At 50.9% G+C, this 20,014-nt stretch carries 21 protein-coding genes and 1 pseudogene; 12 read left to right on the top strand and 10 right to left on the bottom strand.

The genetic code is table 11. The annotated features are described in order from the left end of the window. Positions 1-79: 79 nt before the first annotated feature. The gene (tyrA, locus tag RYZ59_RS07470; RefSeq protein ID WP_137383487.1) at positions 80-1,201 is read right to left on the bottom strand and encodes a bifunctional chorismate mutase/prephenate dehydrogenase; all 1,122 of its coding nucleotides are present in this window, start codon (positions 1,199-1,201) and stop codon (positions 80-82) included. A gap of 9 nt (positions 1,202-1,210) precedes the next feature. Beyond that, a complete protein-coding gene (aroF, locus tag RYZ59_RS07465) occupies positions 1,211-2,281 on the bottom strand; it encodes a 3-deoxy-7-phosphoheptulonate synthase AroF (protein WP_005130422.1) in 1,071 nt (356 codons plus the stop codon). Between the two features lie 216 nt (positions 2,282-2,497). Here aroF and RYZ59_RS07460 point away from each other — a divergent pair, with 216 nt between their 5' ends. The 4 genes from RYZ59_RS07460 to RYZ59_RS07445 all read left to right on the top strand — a co-directional run bounded on the left by RYZ59_RS07460 (position 2,498) and on the right by RYZ59_RS07445 (position 5,263). Further along, the gene (locus RYZ59_RS07460; RefSeq protein WP_202038012.1) at positions 2,498-2,872 is read left to right on the top strand and encodes a DUF2799 domain-containing protein; all 375 of its coding nucleotides are present in this window, start codon (positions 2,498-2,500) and stop codon (positions 2,870-2,872) included. A 158-nt stretch (positions 2,873-3,030) separates the two neighbouring features. Continuing rightward, positions 3,031-3,549: a YfiR family protein gene (locus tag RYZ59_RS07455; RefSeq protein WP_040234078.1), complete on the top strand. Its 519-nt coding sequence runs from the start codon at positions 3,031-3,033 to the stop codon at positions 3,547-3,549. Beyond that, a complete protein-coding gene (gene dgcN / locus RYZ59_RS07450) occupies positions 3,542-4,768 on the top strand; it encodes a diguanylate cyclase DgcN (RefSeq protein WP_318045867.1) in 1,227 nt (408 codons plus the stop codon). The genes RYZ59_RS07455 and dgcN overlap by 8 nt, the downstream gene beginning before the upstream one ends. Positions 4,769-4,780: 12 nt before the next feature. Beyond that, positions 4,781-5,263 (top strand): OmpA family protein, encoded by a 483-nt coding sequence (locus RYZ59_RS07445; RefSeq protein ID WP_005130427.1) that lies wholly within the window; start codon positions 4,781-4,783, stop codon positions 5,261-5,263. 255 nt (positions 5,264-5,518) lie between these two features. Here the strand turns inward: RYZ59_RS07445 and rplS are convergent, their stop codons facing one another. The 5 genes from rplS to ffh form a co-directional block, all read right to left on the bottom strand. Continuing rightward, positions 5,519-5,866, bottom strand: a complete 348-nt coding sequence (gene rplS / locus RYZ59_RS07440) for a 50S ribosomal protein L19 (RefSeq protein ID WP_002914145.1) — start codon at positions 5,864-5,866, stop codon at positions 5,519-5,521. Positions 5,867-5,905: 39 nt separating this feature from the next. Beyond that, positions 5,906-6,673, bottom strand: coding sequence for a tRNA (guanosine(37)-N1)-methyltransferase TrmD (trmD, locus tag RYZ59_RS07435; RefSeq protein WP_003031232.1), 768 nt, complete (start codon positions 6,671-6,673; stop codon positions 5,906-5,908). Positions 6,674-6,717: 44 nt separating this feature from the next. Further along, the gene (gene rimM / locus RYZ59_RS07430; RefSeq protein ID WP_318045883.1) at positions 6,718-7,266 is read right to left on the bottom strand and encodes a ribosome maturation factor RimM; all 549 of its coding nucleotides are present in this window, start codon (positions 7,264-7,266) and stop codon (positions 6,718-6,720) included. A gap of 18 nt (positions 7,267-7,284) precedes the next feature. Then, complete coding sequence (rpsP, locus tag RYZ59_RS07425) at positions 7,285-7,533, bottom strand: 30S ribosomal protein S16 (RefSeq protein WP_003031228.1); 249 nt, start codon at positions 7,531-7,533, stop codon at positions 7,285-7,287. 252 nt (positions 7,534-7,785) lie between these two features. Continuing rightward, positions 7,786-9,147 carry a signal recognition particle protein gene (ffh, locus tag RYZ59_RS07420; RefSeq protein WP_048212938.1) on the bottom strand — a complete coding sequence of 454 codons (1,362 nt, stop codon included), beginning with the start codon at positions 9,145-9,147 and terminating at the stop codon, positions 7,786-7,788. A gap of 165 nt (positions 9,148-9,312) precedes the next feature. On the opposite strand from ffh, the gene RYZ59_RS07415 reads away from it, so the two are divergent. Both RYZ59_RS07415 and RYZ59_RS07410 read left to right on the top strand, forming a co-directional pair. Beyond that, positions 9,313-10,104, top strand: a complete 792-nt coding sequence (locus tag RYZ59_RS07415) for an inner membrane protein YpjD (RefSeq protein ID WP_137383491.1) — start codon at positions 9,313-9,315, stop codon at positions 10,102-10,104. An 18-nt stretch (positions 10,105-10,122) separates the two neighbouring features. Then, positions 10,123-11,412 (top strand): HlyC/CorC family transporter, encoded by a 1,290-nt coding sequence (locus tag RYZ59_RS07410; protein WP_005130434.1) that lies wholly within the window; start codon positions 10,123-10,125, stop codon positions 11,410-11,412. Positions 11,413-11,459: 47 nt separating this feature from the next. On the opposite strand, the gene grpE is transcribed toward RYZ59_RS07410, so the two are convergent. Further along, positions 11,460-12,053 carry a nucleotide exchange factor GrpE gene (gene grpE / locus RYZ59_RS07405; protein ID WP_318045861.1) on the bottom strand — a complete coding sequence of 198 codons (594 nt, stop codon included), beginning with the start codon at positions 12,051-12,053 and terminating at the stop codon, positions 11,460-11,462. Positions 12,054-12,174: 121 nt separating this feature from the next. On the opposite strand from grpE, the gene nadK reads away from it, so the two are divergent. From nadK to bamE, 3 genes are all read left to right on the top strand, one after another. Continuing rightward, positions 12,175-13,053, top strand: a complete 879-nt coding sequence (gene nadK / locus RYZ59_RS07400; RefSeq protein ID WP_137383492.1) for an NAD(+) kinase — start codon at positions 12,175-12,177, stop codon at positions 13,051-13,053. Positions 13,054-13,138: 85 nt separating this feature from the next. Further along, complete coding sequence (gene recN / locus RYZ59_RS07395; protein WP_318045859.1) at positions 13,139-14,800, top strand: DNA repair protein RecN; 1,662 nt, start codon at positions 13,139-13,141, stop codon at positions 14,798-14,800. 149 nt (positions 14,801-14,949) lie between these two features. Then, positions 14,950-15,294, top strand: a complete 345-nt coding sequence (gene bamE, locus RYZ59_RS07390; RefSeq protein WP_137383494.1) for an outer membrane protein assembly factor BamE — start codon at positions 14,950-14,952, stop codon at positions 15,292-15,294. Positions 15,295-15,344: 50 nt separating this feature from the next. Here the strand turns inward: bamE and RYZ59_RS07385 are convergent, their stop codons facing one another. Together RYZ59_RS07385 and ratA are read right to left on the bottom strand one after the other, a co-directional pair. After that, positions 15,345-15,635, bottom strand: a complete 291-nt coding sequence (locus RYZ59_RS07385; protein WP_318045857.1) for an RnfH family protein — start codon at positions 15,633-15,635, stop codon at positions 15,345-15,347. Next, the gene (gene ratA, locus RYZ59_RS07380; RefSeq protein WP_040234063.1) at positions 15,625-16,068 is read right to left on the bottom strand and encodes a type II toxin-antitoxin system toxin RatA; all 444 of its coding nucleotides are present in this window, start codon (positions 16,066-16,068) and stop codon (positions 15,625-15,627) included. The genes RYZ59_RS07385 and ratA overlap by 11 nt, the downstream gene beginning before the upstream one ends. Before the next feature lie 154 nt (positions 16,069-16,222). Here ratA and smpB point away from each other — a divergent pair, with 154 nt between their 5' ends. The 3 genes and pseudogenes from smpB to RYZ59_RS24715 form a co-directional block, all read left to right on the top strand. Further along, complete coding sequence (smpB, locus tag RYZ59_RS07375) at positions 16,223-16,705, top strand: SsrA-binding protein SmpB (RefSeq protein ID WP_003031211.1); 483 nt, start codon at positions 16,223-16,225, stop codon at positions 16,703-16,705. Positions 16,706-17,284: 579 nt separating this feature from the next. Beyond that, the gene (locus RYZ59_RS24720) at positions 17,285-19,507 is read left to right on the top strand and encodes an Ig-like domain-containing protein (protein ID WP_411961643.1); all 2,223 of its coding nucleotides are present in this window, start codon (positions 17,285-17,287) and stop codon (positions 19,505-19,507) included. Continuing rightward, positions 19,437-20,009, top strand: a pseudogene (locus tag RYZ59_RS24715) (Ig-like domain-containing protein); the annotation flags it as partial. The gene RYZ59_RS24720 and the pseudogene RYZ59_RS24715, both read left to right, overlap by 71 nt. Positions 20,010-20,014: the final 5 nt, after the last annotated feature.

Genomic DNA, 20,014 nt, shown 5'->3' with positions numbered 1-20,014 from the left:
GCGGCTTCACCTTATCCGGCCTACAATTCAGGCGATTTTTGTAGGCCGGATAAGGTGAAGCCGCCATCAGGCATCTTGCTTATTGACGGCTATCGTTAGCCTGACGCAACAGGGTGCGGCTTTCACTCTGGAAGCGCTGCGCATAGTCGCCAAACCAGTGTTCCACCTTACGGAAACTGTCGATAAAAGCCTGCTTATCCCCCTGCTCCAGCAAACCAATCGCTTCGCCAAAACGTTGGTAATAACGTTTGATGAGCGCAAGATTACTCTCTGACGACATAATAATATCGGCATAGAGCTGAGGGTCCTGGGCAAACAGACGGCCAACCATCGCCAGTTCAAGACGGTAAATAGGTGAAGAAAGAGCCAGCAACTGCTCCAGTTGCACATTCTCCTCCGCTAAATGCAGCCCGTAAGCAAATGTCGCAAAGTGGCGTAACGCCTGAATGAACGCCATATTCTGGTCGTGCTCAACGGCGCTAATCCGATGCAATCTCGCGCCCCAAACCTGAATCTGCTCAAGGAACCACTGATAGGCTTCCGGCTGCCGCCCATCACACCACACCACGACCTGTTTTGCCAGGCTGCCGCTGTCCGGACCAAACATCGGGTGTAACCCCACAACCGGACCGTCGTGTGCCGCCAGCATCGCCTGCAGAGGACCATTTTTCACCGAGGCCAGATCGACCAGAATACAGTCAGACGGTAGACGCGGTAATTTCGCGATTACCTGTTCGGTAACGTGGATCGGCACGCTGACAATCACCATGCCCGCATCGGCGACGATCTCAGTGGCGCGATCCCAGTCCTGCTGTTCCAGGATCCGCACCTGATAGCCAGACAGCGTCAGCATCTTCTCGAACAGCCGCCCCATCTGTCCGCCACCACCGACGATCACCACCGGACGCAAAGAAGGACAAAGCGTCTTAAAGCCTTTGTCATTCTCACTGGAATAAGACTCGCGCATAACCCGACGCAATACATCTTCGATCAGGTCTGGCGGCACCCCCAGCGCTTCAGCTTCTGCGCGGCGGGAAGCCAACATCGAGGCTTCCCGCTCGGGTACGTAGATCGGCAGCCCAAAGCGGCTTTTGACTTCACCGACTTCGGCAACCAGCTCCAGACGGCGCGCCAGTAAATCCAGCAACGCCTTATCAACTTCATCAATTTGATCGCGTAATGCGGTCAATTCAGCAACCATACCAACCTCTTATGCTACACGCGCCGTCAGCTGGCCGTTTAAATCTTGACTAATTTCACGCAGTAGCGCATCCGTCATTTCCCAGCTAATGCAGGCATCAGTTACGGAGACGCCGTATTTCATTTCGCTACGCGGCTGTTCGGAGGACTGGTTGCCTTCGTGAATATTACTTTCAATCATCAAGCCGATGATTGAGCGATTGCCATCTTTGATTTGGGCAATCACAGATTCAGCCACGGCTGGCTGGCGACGGTAATCTTTATTGGAATTACCATGACTGCAATCTACCATCAGAGAAGGTCGTAGTCCTGCCTGCTCCATCTCTTTTTCGCACTGGGCGACATCCGCCGGGCTGTAGTTCGGCGCTTTACCGCCACGCAGGATCACGTGACCATCAGGGTTACCCTGCGTTTGCAGCAGTGCCACCTGCCCCGCCTGGTTAATACCCACAAAGCGGTGTGATTGTGCTGCGGCGCGCATCGCGTTAATTGCCGTCGCCAGGCTCCCATCTGTACCATTCTTAAAACCAACCGGCATGGAAAGACCTGAAGCCATTTCACGATGCGTCTGTGATTCAGTGGTACGCGCACCGATAGCTGACCAGCTAAACAGATCGCCCAGGTATTGCGGGCTGTTTGGATCTAACGCTTCTGTTGCCAGCGGTAGCCCCATATTCACCAATTCAAGCAGCAACTGACGCGCAATTTTCAGACCCGCTTCAACATCAAAAGAGCCATCCATATGAGGATCGTTAATCAACCCTTTCCAGCCGACGGTGGTACGGGGTTTTTCAAAATAGACGCGCATCACCAGATAGAGGCTATCGCTGACCTCTGCGGCAAGGGCTTTAAATCGACGAGCGTACTCAATAGCCGCTTCAGGATCGTGAATCGAGCATGGACCACACACCACCAGCAGTCGCGGGTCGCGCCCAGAGATAATGTCTGAAATGGTTTTACGCGACTGAGCGATTTGCGCCTCCTGTGCGAGGCTCAGCGGAAATTCCGCTTTAAGCTGCTCTGGGGTCATCAGAACCTGTTCGTCGGTAATGTGTACGTTGTTCAGCGCGTCTTTTTGCATGATGGTGATCCTGTTTAGCTCGTTTGCGATAGTTTTCCTCAGCGAGGAGGTAATCACGATAACACAACAGGTAAAGATTTCAATCCACATTCCGTAAATTTTTATTTACAGAACGCCATTTTACTGCAAAAAACACTGCCAGATACCGTACGGTTAAATTTACACCCTTCTATATATGAATCCGCTATGCTTTAAAAAAACGGGGGAGAACAAGCAATGAAGCAACTCATCTGTACCTTATTTGTATTATTTCTCAGCGGATGTCAGATAGATCCCTATACTTTTTCCCCTACCTGGACAGGTACCGACTGGTTTGATGCCGGGATTCAGGATGCCATTTCAGGCCATGTTGTTAAAGATAACGAGACACTTGCCGACAACTACAATGACCCAGAGGTCGATCGCGCCCAATATCTTAAAGGGTACGCCGAAGGACAAAGGAAAACCTGTCAGCAGGACTTTGTTTACGCGAGAGGATTGACCGGCAAAACCTTCCCTGCCAGTTGCGACACGGTAGACAATGTCAACCGGTTACATGAGGCATGGCAAAAAGGAGCAAACGAAGGTGCGGCCTCAACAAGGTTAAATTAAACAAGAGCTTGAATTTTATAAATCAATGAGATTTAGCTTAAATTCTCATTATGCTCATTCCAGGAATAATGACGCCCTGGGAAATTAATGTTATTTTGTTGCAAACAATCTTGAATGTATATCGACGCATTACGGCAAACGCTGGTAGGTACCTATTCATGAGCTTTTCTTACCGACTCATACTTCTACTGGCACTGCTTCTGACCGGATTACCTCTGTACGCTCACAGCGTTACGGAAGAGGCAAAATCTGTGCGCTCTATGGTTTCCGGTATCGTCAGTTATACACGCTGGCCAGCACTTTCAGGGCCACCAAAACTGTGTATATTCTCTTCTTCGCGCTTTTCCAGCGTGCTGGAAGATACCCGAGCAGGAGCACTACCCTATCTTCCTGTCATCATTCATACGGAACAAGAAGTTTTAGTTGCGCAGTGTGATGGTTTTTATTTTGGAAAAGAAAGCCCTACATATCAGGCGGAATTAAAGAATAAATATCCTACTAAGGCATTGTTATTAATTGCCGAACAGAATCCCGAATGCGTTATTGGCAGCGCTTTTTGCCTCATAATTAAAGATGAAGACGTGAGATTTTCCGTAAATATGGATTCCCTGTCACGTAGCGGTGTAAGGGTGAGTCCGGACGTATTGATGCTTGCGCGGAATAAAAAGCATGAATAAGGGTCCTTCCCCCATAAAACGCCCAACGTTTAAGCGGACGCTGCGGCGTATCAGCATCGTCAGCGTACTGGTAACCATGACGCTGATTTGGCTGCTGCTTAGCATTTCGTCGGTGCTGGCTTTGAAGCAATACGCACAAAAAAACCTGGATCTCACGGCAGCAACCATGACCCGCACGCTCGAAGCAGCATTAGTCTTTTCGGATAGCGTCGCAGCGTCGGAAACGCTGGCTGCACTGGGACAGCAAGGGCAATTTTCAGTTGCAGAAGTCCGCAATCAAAAGCAGAAAGTGATCGCCACCTGGCGCTATGACGCGCAGGATACCACTGACAAAATCAGTAGCATTATCAGACACTGGCTGTTCCCGCAACCGGTAACTCAGCCCATTCTGCACAATGGCGACGTTATTGGTGAGGTACGTCTGATTGCCCGCGACAGCGTTATTAGCCATTTCATTTATTTGTCGCTGGCCGTTCTTACCGGATGCATTTTACTGGCATCGGGTATTGCATTAATGCTTACTCGTTATTTACACAATGGTGTCGTGGACGCCCTGCAAAATATTACTGAGGTGGTACATGATGTTCGTACCAATCGTAATTTCTCGCGGCGCGTATCTGAAGAGCGGATTGAAGAATTTCATCTGTTTGCGCAGGACTTTAATAGCCTGCTGGATGAGATGGAAGAGTGGCAACTACGTCTGCAGGCAAAGAATGCCCAACTGTTGCGTACCGCGCTACATGACCCTTTGACCGGTCTCGCTAACCGTGCCGCATTTCGTAGCAGTATTAATGCACTGATGAACGACGACGCGGCCCACAGCAGCTCTGCGTTGTTATTCCTTGATGGCGATAATTTTAAATTTATTAATGATACCTGGGGACACGCTGCGGGCGATCGTGTCCTGATTGAAGTCGCAAAAAGGCTGGCCGAATTTGGTGGTAATCGGCATCACCCATACCGACTTGGCGGCGATGAATTTGCCATGGTGCTTTACAGCGTCCATTCTGAATACGAAGTTCAACGTATCTGCGCGGCGTTGTCGCAAGAGTTTACTCGACCTTTTGACCTGCATAACGGTCATCTGGCAAGCATGACACTCAGTATTGGTTTTGCGCTGACGTGGGAACATGCCTCTGCCGAGAAATTACAAGAACTTGCCGATCACAATATGTATCAGGCTAAAAATTTGCGTTCTCAACGCATTATTAAAAAATAAGGAATTACACACATGCTAAAACGTTTATTATCCCCGTTCATTCTCATCATGCTGATTCTGGCAGGCTGTCAGGCACCTCAGGGGAAATTTACCCCAGAGCAAATTGCAGCGATGAAATCGTACGGATTCACTGAAGCTTCAGGAGACTGGTCTCTGGGTTTGTCTGACACCATCCTGTTTGACAAAAACGACTATAAACTCCGCCCTGAAAGTGAAAAGCAAATCCAGGAAATGGCGTCCAAACTGGCTGCGACCGGGTTAAACCATGCTCGTCTGGATGGTCACACCGATAACTATGGTGAGGACAGTTACAACGAAGCTCTGTCGCTCAAACGCGCCAATGTGGTTGCAGACGCCTGGGCTCAGGGTGCCAATATTCCACGTACTAACCTGACAACCCAAGGGCTCGGGAAGAAATACCCGCTTGCCAGCAACCAAACTTCAAAAGGCCGTGCCGAAAACCGCCGCGTTGCGGTAGTCATCAGTACACCTTAATCATGGCCAGACTGGCTGCGCTAACAGAGAATACGACGTACTGAACTCGCGCAGTCAGTCGATTGCAATGTCGAACGCCCCCGCCTCACACGACTCAACACCTCGCCACTAACGCAACAATCTCTTTCCCGTTAAGCCTTCAACGCCCCGAAATCAATTACCCGGCTAACCGCTGGCAAGGCGTTCTGTCAGTATAAAAAAAGGGGCCAGCCAAATGGCCAGCCCCTTCTATCAGGATGTCGCCTGAGCGATATCTTAGTTAAGACGCTCTTTGATACGAGCAGACTTACCAGTACGCTCACGCAGGTAGTACAGTTTAGCTTTACGAACAGCACCACGACGTTTAACAGCAATGCTGTCAACTACCGGAGAGTGAGTCTGGAAGACACGCTCAACGCCTTCGCCGTTGGAAATTTTACGAACAGTGAATGCAGAGTGCAGACCGCGGTTACGAATAGCGATAACCACGCCCTCGAATGCCTGCAGACGTTTTTTGGAACCTTCAACAACCCATACTTTCACTTCCACGGTATCACCCGGACGGAAGGAAGGTACGTCCTGCTTCATCTGTTCTTGTTCAAGTTGCTTAATAATGTTGCTCATAATTTAATCTCTTATCCTGGGTAAACTGATATTGGGGGCTTACGCCTGCCCATCATGTTTATGTTGCTGTTGTGCGTGTTCCTTTTTGAACTCCGCCAGCAACCTTGCTTGCTCTTCAGTCAGAGCCAGGTTTTCCAGAAGTTCAGGTCTTCTAAGCCAGGTCCGGCCCAGCGACTGCTTCAAACGCCAGCGACGTATCTCAGCGTGGTTTCCCGACAGTAATACCGCCGGTACCTCCATCTGTTCTAACACTTCAGGTCGGGTATAGTGTGGACAGTCCAGCAACCCGTCAGCAAACGAATCTTCGATTGCTGATGCTTCATGACCCAGTACGCCCGGAATAAACCGGGAAACGGAGTCGATCAGCGTCATTGCCGGTAACTCACCACCGCTGAGAACGTAATCGCCGATTGACCATTCTTCATCAATTTCGGTTTGAATCACGCGCTCATCTATTCCTTCATAGCGACCGCACACCAGAATCAACTTTTGATTCGTTGCCAGTTCGCTAACGCCCGCTTGATCAAGCTTGCGTCCCTGAGGTGACAGATAAATCACCTTTGCGCCTTCACCAGCCGCAGCTTTTGCTGCATGAATGGCATCCCGTAAAGGTTGCACCATCATTAACATCCCCGGTCCGCCGCCGTAAGGACGATCGTCCACGGTACGGTGCCGGTCATGCGTAAAGTCACGAGGACTCCAGCTCTGGATGTTCAGCAGGCCATTTTTTACTGCCCGGCCAGTTACCCCGTAATCGGTAATTGCACGGAACATTTCTGGAAACAGGCTAACGATACCTATAAACACAAGCCAATCCCCATAACGCCGACTTTTACCGTTTATCCGGTGGTTTAAAAACCAGGATCCCAATCTACTTCGATAGTACGAGTAGCGAGATCGACTTTCTTGATAACCTGCCCATCGAGGAACGGTACTAAACGTTCCTTGATACCAAACGCATCTTTCAGGTTTGCCTTAATGACGATCACGTCATTCGATCCGGTTTCCATCATATCGACGACTTTTCCGAGATCGTAGCCTTCAGTGGTCACTACCTGGCAGCCCATAAGGTCTTTCCAGTAGTAGGTACCCTCTTCCAGCGCAGGCAACTGCGAGGAGTCCACGACAATTTCACAATTAGTCAGTAGATTCGCCGAATCACGATCGTCAACGCCTTTCAGCTTGATGATCAGATCCTGATTGTGGTGCTTCCAGCTTTCCAGCTGTACTTGCTGCCACTGACCCGCCTTCTGGATAAACCAGGGCTGATAGTCAAAAATGCTTTCGGCGTCTTCAGTGGAAGAAAACACTCTGAGCCAACCACGGATACCGTAAGAAGACCCCATTTTCCCCAAAACAATGGGTTCCACGGGTGCCTGTGCGGCGAGTTGCTTGCTCATCATGACCACCGTGACAGATTAAGCTGCTTTGTTTGCTGCTTTGATCAGCGTAGCTACGCGATCAGAAATAGTCGCGCCCTGGCCAACCCAGTGAGCGATGCGATCCAGATCCAGGCGAGTGCCTTCTTCTTTTTCGCTAGCGATTGGGTTAAAGAAGCCAACGCGCTCGATGAAGCGACCGTTGCGTGCATTACGGCTGTCGGTAACAACAACCTGGTAGAACGGACGCTTTTTAGCGCCGTGACGAGCTAAACGAATAGTAACCATAACATCCTCTTGTGTGAATAAAACACCGGGCCCCATCGAGGGAAGGGACCCGGTGTCATATTAAAAGCCCGAAAATTTTACTGATTTCTGAGAAAAAAGCAATCAACAGTTAATAACTCTGCCGTAGAAGGCCGTCGGCGGCGCAGCGAGTTCGGTGCCGGCGTGCGCGCAGCCACCGCAGCGTACACGCAGTACGTGAGGATGGCGAGCACACCCCGGTGCCGAAATAGCCAGTGAGCCAGGCCGGGAAAATTAGCGCCCAGGGAAGCCAGGCGGCATCATGCCCTTCATATTCCGCATCATCTTCGCCATCCCGCCCTTCTTCATTTTCTTCATCATGCGCTGCATGTCGTCGAACTGTTTCAGAAGACGGTTAACGTCCTGTACCTGCATCCCGCAGCCCAGTGCGATACGGCGTTTGCGAGAACCTTTGATGATTTCCGGCTTAGCGCGTTCTTTCATCGTCATCGAGTTGATGATGGCTTCCATACGCACCAGCACTTTATCGTCCATCTGCGATTTCACGTTGTCAGGGATCTGACCCATGCCCGGCAGCTTGCCCATCAGGCTGGCCATGCCGCCCATGTTTTTCATCTGCTTAAGCTGTTCAAGGAAGTCGTTCAGATCAAAGCCATCGCCTTTTTTCAGCTTGCTGGCTAATTTCTCTGCCTGTGCGCGGTCAACTTTGCTTTCGATATCTTCGATCAGCGACAGCACGTCACCCATGCCGAGAATACGTGAGGCAATCCTGTCCGGGTGGAACGGCTCCAGCGCTTCCGTCTTCTCACCAACACCGAGGAATTTAATCGGCTTACCGGTGATATGACGAATAGACAATGCCGCACCGCCACGGGCGTCACCGTCGACTTTAGTCAGTACCACACCGGTCAGCGGCAGTGCTTCGTTAAACGCTTTCGCAGTATTCGCAGCATCCTGACCGGTCATGGCATCGACAACAAACAGCGTTTCTACCGGATTGATAGACGCGTGGACCTGTTTGATTTCGTCCATCATCGCTTCATCAACGTGCAGACGACCGGCGGTATCCACCAGTAGCACGTCGTAGAATTTGAGCTTAGCTTCTTTCAGCGCGGCATTAACGATATCAATCGGCTTCTGACCGACGTCAGAAGGGAAGAAGTCCACACCGACCTGTTCGGCCAACGTTTCCAACTGTTTGATCGCCGCCGGGCGATAGACGTCGGCAGAGACCACCAGCACTTTCTTCTTGTGCTTCTCGCGCAGGAATTTACCCAGCTTACCGACGCTGGTGGTTTTACCCGCACCCTGCAGGCCCGCCATCAGTACCACGGCCGGTGGCTGTGCCGCTAGGTTTAGCGTCTGGTTCTCTTCGCCCATCGCCGAAACCAGTTCGCTACGAACGATTTTGACGAACTCCTGACCCGGAGTCAGGCTCTTGTTAACTTCGTGACCAACCGCTTTTTCTTTTACGCGATTGATAAACTCACGCACTACCGGCAGCGCAACGTCAGCCTCCAGCAGCGCCATGCGCACTTCGCGCAGCGTCTCTTTAACGTTGTCTTCAGTAAGGCGTCCACGGCCACTGATATTGCGCAGCGTGCGCGACAAACGATCGGTTAAATTATCAAACATTGTCTCTCGCCTGGGGTGGAAACGGTCGGTCGCAACAGCGACGCATCAACAGAAATTTGTCGCAGTATAACATGAAGCCGCCTTTGTTGTTATGCAACGGTTGGAGCAGCGGTCACGTAACGCTATACTGCTTTTCTTTATTCTTGGCCAACTGTCGACACCCATATGCCCGTTTTTGCTCTGTTAGCCCTTGTCGCCTATTCCGTCAGCCTTGCGCTGATCGTTCCCGCCCTGCTGCAAAAAAACAGCGGCTGGCGGCGTATGGCTATTCTTTCTGCGGTTATCGCGCTGGTCTGTCACGCGTTTGCCCTGGAAGCACGTATTCTGCCAGGTGGTGAAAGCGGACAAAACCTGAGCCTGCTGAACGTCGGTTCTCTGGTTAGCCTGATGATCTGTACCGTCATGACCATTGTGGCCTCACGCAACCGCGGCTGGCTATTGCTGCCGATCGTGTATGCCTTTGCATTAATCAATCTGGCATGCGCTACGTTTATGCCCAACGAATACATCACCCACCTTGAAGCCACACCGGGCATGATGATTCACATCGGGCTCTCGCTCTTATCCTATGCCACCTTAATCATTGCCGCGCTGTATGCGCTGCAACTGGCATGGATCGATTATCAGCTCAAAAATAAAAGACTGGCGTTCAACAATGAAATGCCGCCATTGATGAGCATTGAGCGCAAAATGTTTCATATCACCCAGATAGGCGTGGTTCTGCTGACGCTGACGCTATGTACTGGCCTGTTTTATATGCACAACCTGTTCAGCACAGAAAATATTGATAAAGCCGTTCTGTCTATCGTGGCATGGTTTGTCTATATCGTTCTGCTGTGGGGACATTACCATGAAGGCTGGCGCGGACGTCGTGTCGTCTGGTTTAACGTCGCAGGTGCAGGCATTCTGACGCTGGCCTATTTCGGCAGCCGCATCTTGCAGCAGTTTGTGAGTTAAGTCTTTTAAGGAACCTACGTGGAACACATCTCCACCACCACGCTTATTGTTACGCTTCTCATCATGGTGGTTATTTCCGCCTATTTTTCCGGTTCCGAAACCGGAATGATGACCCTGAACCGCTACCGTCTGCGACACCGCGCAAAACAGGGAAATCGTCAGGCAAAACGCGTTGAGAAATTACTTCGTAAGCCCGACCGTCTGATAAGCCTGGTCCTCATTGGCAACAACCTGGTGAATATACTGGCCTCAGCGCTCGGAACCATTGTCGGGATGCGTCTGTATGGCGATGCGGGCGTAGCAATCGCCACCGGGGTGCTGACCTTTGTGGTGCTGGTATTTGCTGAAGTATTGCCCAAAACCATTGCCGCGCTGTATCCAGAAAAGGTGGCCTATCCCAGCAGCGTGTTGTTAGCGCCACTGCAAATACTGATGATGCCGCTTGTCTGGTTACTGAATACCATCACGCGTCTGCTGATGCGTATGATGGGCATCAAAACGGATATCGTGGTGAGCGGTTCGCTGAGTAAAGATGAACTACGAACGCTGGTGAATGAGTCGCGCTCGCAAATCTCTCGCCGTAACCAGGATATGCTCCTGTCCGTGCTGGACCTGGAAAAAGTCAGCGTCGATGACATTATGATCCCGCGTAACGAAATCATCGGTATCGATATTAACGATGACTGGAAATCAATCGTCCGCCAACTTTCGCACTCCCCGCACGGGCGTATCGTGCTGTACCGCGACTCACTGGATGATGCTATTAGCATGCTACGCGTCCGTGAAGCCTGGCGACTCATGGCCGAGAAAAAAGAGTTCACCAAAGAGACTATGCTACGCGCCGCCGACGAGATCTACTTTGTCCCGGAAGGCACCCCGCTCAGCACTCAGTTGATCAAATTTCAGCGTAATAAGAAGAAGGTCGGCCTGGTGGTCAATGAATATGGCGATATTCAGGGGTTGGTCACCGTTGAAGATATTCTGGAGGAGATTGTCGGTGACTTCACCACGTCAATGTCCCCGACGCTTGCCGAAGAAGTCACGCCGCAGAATGACGGCTCAGTGATTATTGATGGCAGTGCCAACGTTCGTGAAATCAATAAGGCTTTTAACTGGCATTTGCCGGAAGATGATGCGCGAACGGTAAACGGTATTATCCTCGAAGCACTGGAAGAGATCCCCGTTGCCGGCACACGAGTGCGCATTGGTCAGTACGATATCGATATTCTCGACGTACAGGACAATATGATTAAGCAGGTGCAGGTATTGCCGGTCAAACCGCTTCGCGAGAGCGTATCTGACCAGTGAGGATTCCAGACCGGGTAACGCCTCAGCACTACCCGGTCTGAAGCTGATTAGCTTTTAGCTTTCGCGACGGAAACCATCGCCGCGCGAATGGTACGTCCGTTCAGGGTATAGCCTTTCTGCATTACCATCAGTACGTTACCGGCAGCAACTTCATCAGACTCAACCATGGCAATCGCCTGATGCACGTTCGGGTCCATCGGCACATCGATATCCGCAACCACTTGCACGCCAAACTTCACCACGACATCCAGCATCGACTTACGGGTCAGTTCAATACCTTCAACCATCGCCGCCATCGCGTCATTATCTTTGTTCGCCACTTCCAGCGCGCGGTCCAGGCTATCCAGCACCGGCAGCAGTTCGTTGACGAATTTTTCCAGCGCGAACTTATGCGCTTTTTCTACGTCCAGTTCAGTACGACGACGCAGGTTTTCCATTTCCGCTTTGATACGCAACACGCTGTCACGCTCGCGCGTTTCAGCTTCTGCAAGCTGAGCCTCCAGATTCGCAATCTTTTCATCGCGCGGATCCACCTGCTCAGCAGAAGCGTCTGATTCAACCGCCTCAACTTCTTCGTGCTGATCCATGATAATTTCTTCCGGGGCTTGCCCCTCAGGCGTTTTCTGTTCTTTACTACTCATGAATTTCTCCGCGTTTTTTCGCATTCATCTCGCTAACTTGGCTTATTATGGGGATCAGATTCAGGGATTCAAGGGAAGTACTCACATTGTCACCAATCTTCGTTACAAGGACCTCGAGAAAATGAACAAACATTTCAAGTGTATTGGCATTGTGGGGCATCCACGTCACCCTACTGCACTGACGACACATGAAATGCTCTACCGCTGGTTATGCACGAAAGGTTACGAGGTTATCGTGGAGCAACAAATCGCCCATGAGCTCCAACTGAAAAATGTGCAGACCGGTACGCTGGCAGAGATTGGTCAACAGGCGGACCTCGCGGTGGTTGTCGGTGGTGACGGCAATATGCTTGGGGCCGCACGCACGCTTGCGCGTTACGACATCAAGGTCATCGGGATTAACCGCGGCAACCTCGGTTTTCTGACCGATCTTGACCCGGACAATGCCCAACAGCAATTGGCAGATGTACTGGAAGGTCATTATATCAGCGAAAAGCGTTTTCTACTTGAAGCACAGGTCTGCCAGCAGGACTGCCAGAAGCGCATCAGCACTGCAATCAATGAAGTGGTGTTGCACCCGGGCAAAGTTGCGCACATGATTGAATTTGAAGTCTATATCGATGAAATTTTTGCCTTCTCTCAGCGTTCAGACGGACTGATTATCTCCACACCAACCGGGTCTACCGCCTACTCGCTGTCTGCCGGAGGCCCCATTCTCACCCCTTCCCTGGATGCCATTACGCTGGTACCGATGTTCCCACATACGCTCTCCGCGCGCCCGCTGGTGATTAACAGCAACAGCACGATTCGCCTGCGTTTCTCGCACCGCCGTAATGACCTGGAGATCAGCTGCGACAGTCAGATTGCCTTACCTATACAGGAAGGCGAAGACGTATTGATCCGTCGCTGTGATTATCACCTGAATCTGATTCACCCCAAAGATTACAGCTATTTCAACACATTAAGCACTAAGTTAGGCTGGTCAAAAAAATTATTCTAATTTAACGCCAACCTCTTTACTGTATAAAAAACCAGTTTATACTGTATGTAATCACAGCTATGGTTTTTCATACAGGAAAACAACTATGTTGGCACAACTGACCATCAGCAATTTTGCTATCGTTCGTGAACTGGAGATCGATTTCCAAAGCGGAATGACCGTCATCACTGGCGAGACCGGTGCGGGTAAATCCATTGCCATTGATGCTCTCGGGTTGTGTCTGGGCGGGCGGGCGGATGCCGACATGGTGCGTACAGATGCCACTCGCGCCGATCTGTGTGCGCGTTTCTCTTTAAAAGATACCCCTGCGGCGCTACGCTGGCTGGAAGAGAACCAGCTTGAAGATGGCCGTGAGTGTTTGTTACGCCGCGTAATCAGCAGCGACGGACGCTCCCGCGGCTTTATCAATGGCACTGCCGTTCCCCTGTCACAGCTTCGCGAACTGGGTCAGTTGCTTATTCAAATCCATGGCCAGCACGCGCATCAGCTCCTGACAAAATCGGAACACCAAAAGTCCCTGCTTGATGGTTACGCTAATGAAGCGTCCCTGATTCAGGAAATGTCCGCACGCTACCAGCTATGGCATCAGAGCTGCCGTGATCTGGCCCATCATCAGCAACAAAGCCAGGAACGCGCTGCCCGGGCGGAACTGTTGCAATATCAGTTAAAAGAGCTGAACGAATTCAACCCCCAGGCGGGCGAGTTTGAGCAAATTGATGAAGAGTACAAGCGTCTGGCTAACAGCGGGCAGTTGCTCACCACCAGCCAGCAAGCGCTGGCTATCATGGCCGATGGCGAAGACATTAACCTGCAAAGCCAGTTATACACAGCCAAACAGCTGGTCAGCGAACTGGCGGGCATGGACGGCAAGCTCTCCGGCATTCTGGACATGCTGGAAGAAGCGACTATTCAGCTCAGCGAAGCCAGCGACGAACTGCGACACTATTGCGATCGCCTGGATTTAGACCCTAACCGTTTGTTCGAGCTTGAACAGCGAATTTCTAAGCAAATCTCGCTGGCGCGTAAGCATCACGTCGCCCCTGAAGCATTGCCACAGTTTTACCAGTCCCTGCTTGATGAGCAACAGCAGCTTGACGATCAGGCTGACTCGCTCGAAACTTTAGCCCTGGCGGTAAACACGCACCACCAGCAGGCGCTGGAAACGGCAAAAATATTGCACCGCCAGCGCCAGCATTACGCTCAGGAATTGGGGCAACTCATCACTGAAAGTATGCATGCACTCTCAATGCCGCACGGTCTCTTTTGCATCGATGTGAAGTTTGATGAACACCATCTGAGCATGGACGGAGCCGATCGCATTGAGTTCAAAGTCACCACGAACCCGGGCCAACCGTTGCAGCCGATTGCGAAAGTCGCTTCTGGTGGGGAACTGTCGCGTATCGCACTGGCCATTCAGGTGATTACCGCGCGTAAAATGGAAACTCCTGCGCTGATTTTCGATGAAGTTGACGTTGGTATCAGTGGTCCGACGGCAGCGGTTGTGGGTAAGCTACTGCGCCAGTTGGGTGAATCAACCCAGGTGATGTGCGTCACCCACTTGCCGCAGGTTGCGGGTTGCGGTCATCAGCATTTCTATGTCAGCAAGGAAACGGACGGCGCAATGACTGAAACACATATGCAGGCGCTTGATAAACGCGCACGGCTACGGGAGCTCGCTCGCTTACTTGGCGGTAGCGAAGTAACGCGTAATACCCTCGCGAATGCAAAAGAACTGCTGGCAGCATAAACTTTTTTACCTTGCTAAGGTCTGAGTTCAACATAAAATCGCCGACTGACCTGACACCAAAAGGTTTTAAAGTGGTGAAAGGTCTATTATCATCGGCATATTACATATGAGCCGCGTACTGCTCGGGCCCGAAAAGGAATCAAATCACTATGCGCTGTAAAACGCTGACTGCTGCTGCAGCAGTACTACTGATGTTGACCGCAGGCTGTTCCACTCTGGAGCGAGTGGTTTACCGCCCTGACATCAACCAGGGAAATTATCTGACACCTACTGATGTCGCTAAAGTACGTACGGGTATGACGCAACAACAGGTTGCTTATGCTCTGGGTACACCAATGATGTCCGATCCTTTTGGCACCAACACCTGGTTTTATGTGTTCCGTCAGCAGCCAGGGCATGAAGGCGTGACGCAGCAAACGCTGACGCTGACCTTTAACAGCAGTGGTGTATTGACCAACATTGATAACAAACCTGCCCTGACCGACAAACAGTAGGTTTGAGAGATCAAAAAAAGGTGCTCAATGAGCACCTTTTTTAATGTTTGTTATTTTTTAGCAGGTTTCTCTGCTCGCTGCCTGCGCAGCTCTTTCGGGTCAGCAATCAACGGTCGATAGATTTCCACCCGATCGCCATCATGTACGACATCAGCAAGCTTCACCGGACGGCTGTAGATGCCCACCTTATTTTTGCTGAGATCGATATCAGTACGTAGTTCCAGCAATCCCGAAGCGCGAATCGCTTCTTCGACGGTTGCGCCCTGCTGCAACGTCACGCGCTGTAGATACTGTTTCTCCGGTAGCGCGTACGCGACTTCAACGACAATCTTAGCCGACACTGACACTGTAAACCTCTTTTGCGCGAACCGTGAAGGCCTGCACCATATTCGACGCCAGCTCTTTGAAGATACGGCCAAATGCCAGTTCGATCAGTTTATTCGTGAACTCAAAATCAAGATGAAACTCAATGCGACACGCTTCCTGGCTCAGCGGCGTAAACTTCCAGCCGCCAATGAGTTTTTTGAACGGTCCATCGACCAGATGCATAAGGATGCTCTGGTTACTGGTCAGTTGATTACGCGTGGTGAACGTTTTGCTAATCCCTGCTTTAGAAACATCCACAGCCGCTGTCATCTGCCCCGGAGTCGACTCCAGGACACGGCTTCCGGTGCAACCCGGTAAAAACTGAGGATAGGATTTAACATCATTCACTAACTGATACATCTGTTCCGCACTGTAAGGTACTAAAGCGGTCCGGCTAATCTGAGGCATAACAATTTCCATCAATATCAATCGTGCAAATAATACCATTTATCCCCCGCTAAAAAAAACGCTATAGCCCAACTCGTGCTAAGATAGCGCCTTGCGCCCCGCTGGATGAAATGGGGTGTTTTTCAATTCCAGATTACCTATACTGAGCGGCATTATGACGAAGAAAAAAGCACACAAACCTGGCTCAGCCACAATCGCGCTCAACAAGCGCGCACGACACGAATACTTTATTGAAGAAGAGTTCGAGGCTGGACTCGCACTGCAAGGCTGGGAAGTCAAATCCCTGCGCGCAGGAAAGGCCAATATTGGCGATAGCTATGTCATTCTTAAAGACGGCGAAGCATTCCTGTTTGGCGCCAACTTCACGCCGATGGCCGTTGCCTCAACGCACGTCGTGTGTGACCCTACCCGCACCCGTAAGCTTCTGTTAAACCAACGCGAACTTGACTCCTTATATGGACGCATGAATCGAGACGGTTACACCGTCGTGGCACTTTCGCTGTACTGGAAGAATGCCTGGTGCAAAGTCAAAATTGGCGTCGCAAAAGGGAAGAAACAGCACGACAAGCGTTCCGATGTAAAAGAACGTGAGTGGCAGTTGGACAAAGCTCGTATTATGAAAAATGCAGGTCGATAAATCCCTTCTCAGCAGCCAGTCTCTCATCATGAGGCTGGCCCTTATTGTTTAGTTATTGAAACCCATCCATTACATTCACCAAAATTATAGTTTTTACACCGCTGAATCGTTCAAACCTAAAATAGTCTTTCCATTATTTTGTCGGGTCCATAGCTTAATAAAAATAAAAGTTCAAGAGCGCATTTTTATATTTTGCACCTCACTAATAACACTATTGTTACTGATGTTTATTAGCTTTATAAAAAATTACGCAGAAGAAAAACAACTTTATATACAGCAAGTTAAATCCCACAAACGCCAAAAACACGTACTGAAAAGTATCCTTTTCAATTACCTCATTGTATTTTTAATATAGATAATTTGCGTAATACATCCTTTCTGACTATATCATCTAATACGAAAGAACTATTCAGACCCAGGGGCCCTGACGTATTCGATAAACAAATTGATACCTGCGTGACCTAATCAATGAAACTACACGTGCAAGCTCATCTATATGATGAACGGGCACCTGTCAGCTCATTGTCCCAACACGCTATTGTGGATTAATACTCTCGGCCTGCCATCAGGAGTGAATATATGCGTCTACTCGCCGTTGTATCAAAATTGACTGGTGTTTCCACAAATATTGAAGCTTCTGAAATCACGCTCAATTCACCTTCCATCGTGAAGCTGTCTGTTTCTCGTGAAGAAATCAGCCAGCTTACCCGCGTAAATCAGGATCTGATTGTCACACTACGTTCCGGTGAAACCATCACAATTAAAAACTTTTACGTTGGCAAAGGTGATGAACAAAGCCAGCTCGTACTTGAAGATAGCAACGGTGCGCTATGGTGGGTTCAGGATACGGATGGCGCATTCCACTATCAGCATCTGGACGATCTCACCCCATTGATGGCGAGCGAAGGCAGTCATGAAGGCGGCGCAGTCTGGCCCTGGGTTCTTGGCGGCGTTGCCGTGGCGGGGGGAATCGGCCTCGCCGCCGGTGGCGGTGGTGGTGGTAGCAGTAGTGGCGAAAATGGTAATAATGCTGGTAATGGCAATGGCAATGAAGGAAATGGTGCTGGTGACGGAAATGGCAACGAAGGAAATGGTGATGGCGGCTCGCCACCCACGACAACGCCCACGATGCCAGGCGTACCGATTATTACCAGCGTCACTGACAATCAGGCTCCCATTACTGGTCTTGTCAATCAACAGACGGCTACTAATGATAATACGCCAGAACTTCAGGGCACTGGCCCCGCGAACGCAACCTTACATATCTTCGATAACGGTACCGAAATAGGTCAGGTCACTATCGATGCCAACGGGAACTGGACGTTTACGCCATCTTCCCCGCTTGCAGAAGGTACTCACCAGTTTACGGTCAGCGCATCAAACACTGCAGGCAGCAGCGCAATGTCGGACAGTTGGGTCATTACCGTCGATATCACCCCACCTACCGCCGCAGTAATTTCTTCAGTGAATCAGGAAGGCACCACGGTGACGGGGAGTGCAGAGCCCGGAAGCACTGTCACCATCATTGGCAGTAACAATCAGGTTCTGGGCTCAGCAATCGTCGGTTCAGGCGGCACCTTCACTATTGGCATATCGCCCTCGCAAACACACAGTGAAACGCTGACAGCAAAGATTCAGGATGAAGCCGGCAATATCGGGCCAGATACCTCATTCAGTGCCTCAAATTCCGGTTATCCCGGCGTACCCGTGATTGTCAGCGTTATGGATGATGTCGCGCCCTCCGTTGGGCCATTGACCAACAATCAGTCCACTAATGATGCGACCCCAACGCTTTCCGGGACAGCTGACGCTAACAGTACGGTTAAAATTTACAATAACGGGGCATATGTCGACAGCGTCAACGCCGACAGCAACGGTAGTTGGAACTGGACCTCCAGCACAAACTTGCGGGACGGCTTATATGCCTTCACCGTTACGGCAACTAACCACCTGGGTACGGGGGGAATGTCGACGGCATTCAATATCAATATCGATACTCAGCCGCCGTTGTCGCCAGACGATCTGACCGTATCTGCCGATGGCGCTGTCGTCACTGGTACGGCTGAACCCGGCAGTACCGTGACGATAACCGACAATAACAATCATGTAATCGGCAGTGGTGTTACCGGGCCAGATGGCTCGTTTACTATCACCATAAACCCACCACAAACCAATGGCGAAACCATCACCGCTATCGCTACCGATCCCGCAGGAAACCCGAGTTTGCCTGAAACGGCGATCGCTCCCGATATCACCGCCCCGCTACCGCCCACAAACCTGACAATCAATAACGCGGGCGATCAGGTTTCCGGCACGGCAGAGCCCAACAGTACCGTACATATTCTCAATCCTGGTGGCACTATCATTGGCACAACCACCGCTGATGCTGACGGAGATTTCACCGCCACACTGGTTCCGCCACAAACTAACGGCGAACACCTTGTCGCCAACGCAACGGATGCAGCAGGCAATACCAGTGGTAACACCGCAGTCACCGCGCCAGACAGCACCGCACCGGATGCGCCTACAGGGGTGATTGTCGCCGGGGATGGTGGTTCAGTCAGTGGACATGCTGAAATCGGCAGCACTATCACCGTAAAAGACAGCAACGGGAATACGATTGGCGTGGGTCAGGCAGACAGCGGCGGTCACTTTGCCGTGTCGCTCACCCCGTCACAAATCAATGGTGAAACGGTAAAAGTGACCGCAACGGACAGCGCAGGCTCCGGATATTACCGCGCCAGACCAACCGATTATTATTGCCGTCTTAGACGATGTTCCCGACGTCATCGGAAAAATTGATAACAACACGCTGACAAACGACGATAAACCGGAAATTAAGGGCACTGCCGAAGCGGGCTCGCAGGTAAAAATTTATGATAATGGCACCCTGCTAACCACCGTTACCGCCGATATCAATGGTAACTGGGACTACACGCCGACCACCGCGCTGAGTCAGGGCGCACACGTGTTTACGGTTACGGCAACCGATGCCGCCAACAACACCAGTAGCGCCGCCAGCTGGAAAATCATTGTCGATAGCGTCGCGCCGGCCGTCCCGGTCATTACTCTGATTAACGATGATGTCGGAACTATCACCGGTAACATCGCGAATAACAACGGGGTAACCAACGACAACACGCCGACCCTCTCCGGGACCGGCGAGCCAGGCTCGCTGGTGAACTTGTATGATAACGGTTTGCTGATGACGGTGATGCTCATCGACAAGTCAGGTACCTGGAGCTATACCGTCCCGGACAACAAGCAACTTGCCGATCGCGACCATCGTTTTACCGTATCCGCAACGGA

It is taken from the genome of Citrobacter sp. HN-141 (assembly GCF_033341895.1).
Classification (GTDB): Bacteria; Pseudomonadota; Gammaproteobacteria; order Enterobacterales; family Enterobacteriaceae; genus Citrobacter.
This window is presented reverse-complemented; position numbering and strand designations above follow the sequence as displayed.

What these genes read in the sequence shown, in the direction of transcription:
- rimM (WP_318045883.1), bottom strand. Translation starts at nt 7,266, where the DNA reads ATGAGCAAGCAACTCGCCGCACAGGCACCCGTGGAACCCATTGTTTTG.
- tyrA (WP_137383487.1), bottom strand. Translation starts at nt 1,201, where the DNA reads ATGGTTGCTGAATTGACCGCATTACGCGATCAAATTGATGAAGTTGAT.
- rpsP (WP_003031228.1), bottom strand. Translation starts at nt 7,533, where the DNA reads ATGGTTACTATTCGTTTAGCTCGTCACGGCGCTAAAAAGCGTCCGTTC.
- recN (WP_318045859.1), top strand. Translation starts at nt 13,139, where the DNA reads ATGTTGGCACAACTGACCATCAGCAATTTTGCTATCGTTCGTGAACTG.
- dgcN (WP_318045867.1), top strand. Translation starts at nt 3,542, where the DNA reads ATGAATAAGGGTCCTTCCCCCATAAAACGCCCAACGTTTAAGCGGACG.
- bamE (WP_137383494.1), top strand. Translation starts at nt 14,950, where the DNA reads ATGCGCTGTAAAACGCTGACTGCTGCTGCAGCAGTACTACTGATGTTG.
- rplS (WP_002914145.1), bottom strand. Translation starts at nt 5,866, where the DNA reads ATGAGCAACATTATTAAGCAACTTGAACAAGAACAGATGAAGCAGGAC.
- ratA (WP_040234063.1), bottom strand. Translation starts at nt 16,068, where the DNA reads ATGCCTCAGATTAGCCGGACCGCTTTAGTACCTTACAGTGCGGAACAG.
- RYZ59_RS24720 (WP_411961643.1), top strand. Translation starts at nt 17,285, where the DNA reads ATGCGTCTACTCGCCGTTGTATCAAAATTGACTGGTGTTTCCACAAAT.
- ffh (WP_048212938.1), bottom strand. Translation starts at nt 9,147, where the DNA reads ATGTTTGATAATTTAACCGATCGTTTGTCGCGCACGCTGCGCAATATC.
- aroF (WP_005130422.1), bottom strand. Translation starts at nt 2,281, where the DNA reads ATGCAAAAAGACGCGCTGAACAACGTACACATTACCGACGAACAGGTT.
- grpE (WP_318045861.1), bottom strand. Translation starts at nt 12,053, where the DNA reads ATGAGTAGTAAAGAACAGAAAACGCCTGAGGGGCAAGCCCCGGAAGAA.
- RYZ59_RS07460 (WP_202038012.1), top strand. Translation starts at nt 2,498, where the DNA reads ATGAAGCAACTCATCTGTACCTTATTTGTATTATTTCTCAGCGGATGT.
- RYZ59_RS07415 (WP_137383491.1), top strand. Translation starts at nt 9,313, where the DNA reads ATGCCCGTTTTTGCTCTGTTAGCCCTTGTCGCCTATTCCGTCAGCCTT.
- smpB (WP_003031211.1), top strand. Translation starts at nt 16,223, where the DNA reads ATGACGAAGAAAAAAGCACACAAACCTGGCTCAGCCACAATCGCGCTC.
- nadK (WP_137383492.1), top strand. Translation starts at nt 12,175, where the DNA reads ATGAACAAACATTTCAAGTGTATTGGCATTGTGGGGCATCCACGTCAC.
- RYZ59_RS07445 (WP_005130427.1), top strand. Translation starts at nt 4,781, where the DNA reads ATGCTAAAACGTTTATTATCCCCGTTCATTCTCATCATGCTGATTCTG.
- RYZ59_RS07455 (WP_040234078.1), top strand. Translation starts at nt 3,031, where the DNA reads ATGAGCTTTTCTTACCGACTCATACTTCTACTGGCACTGCTTCTGACC.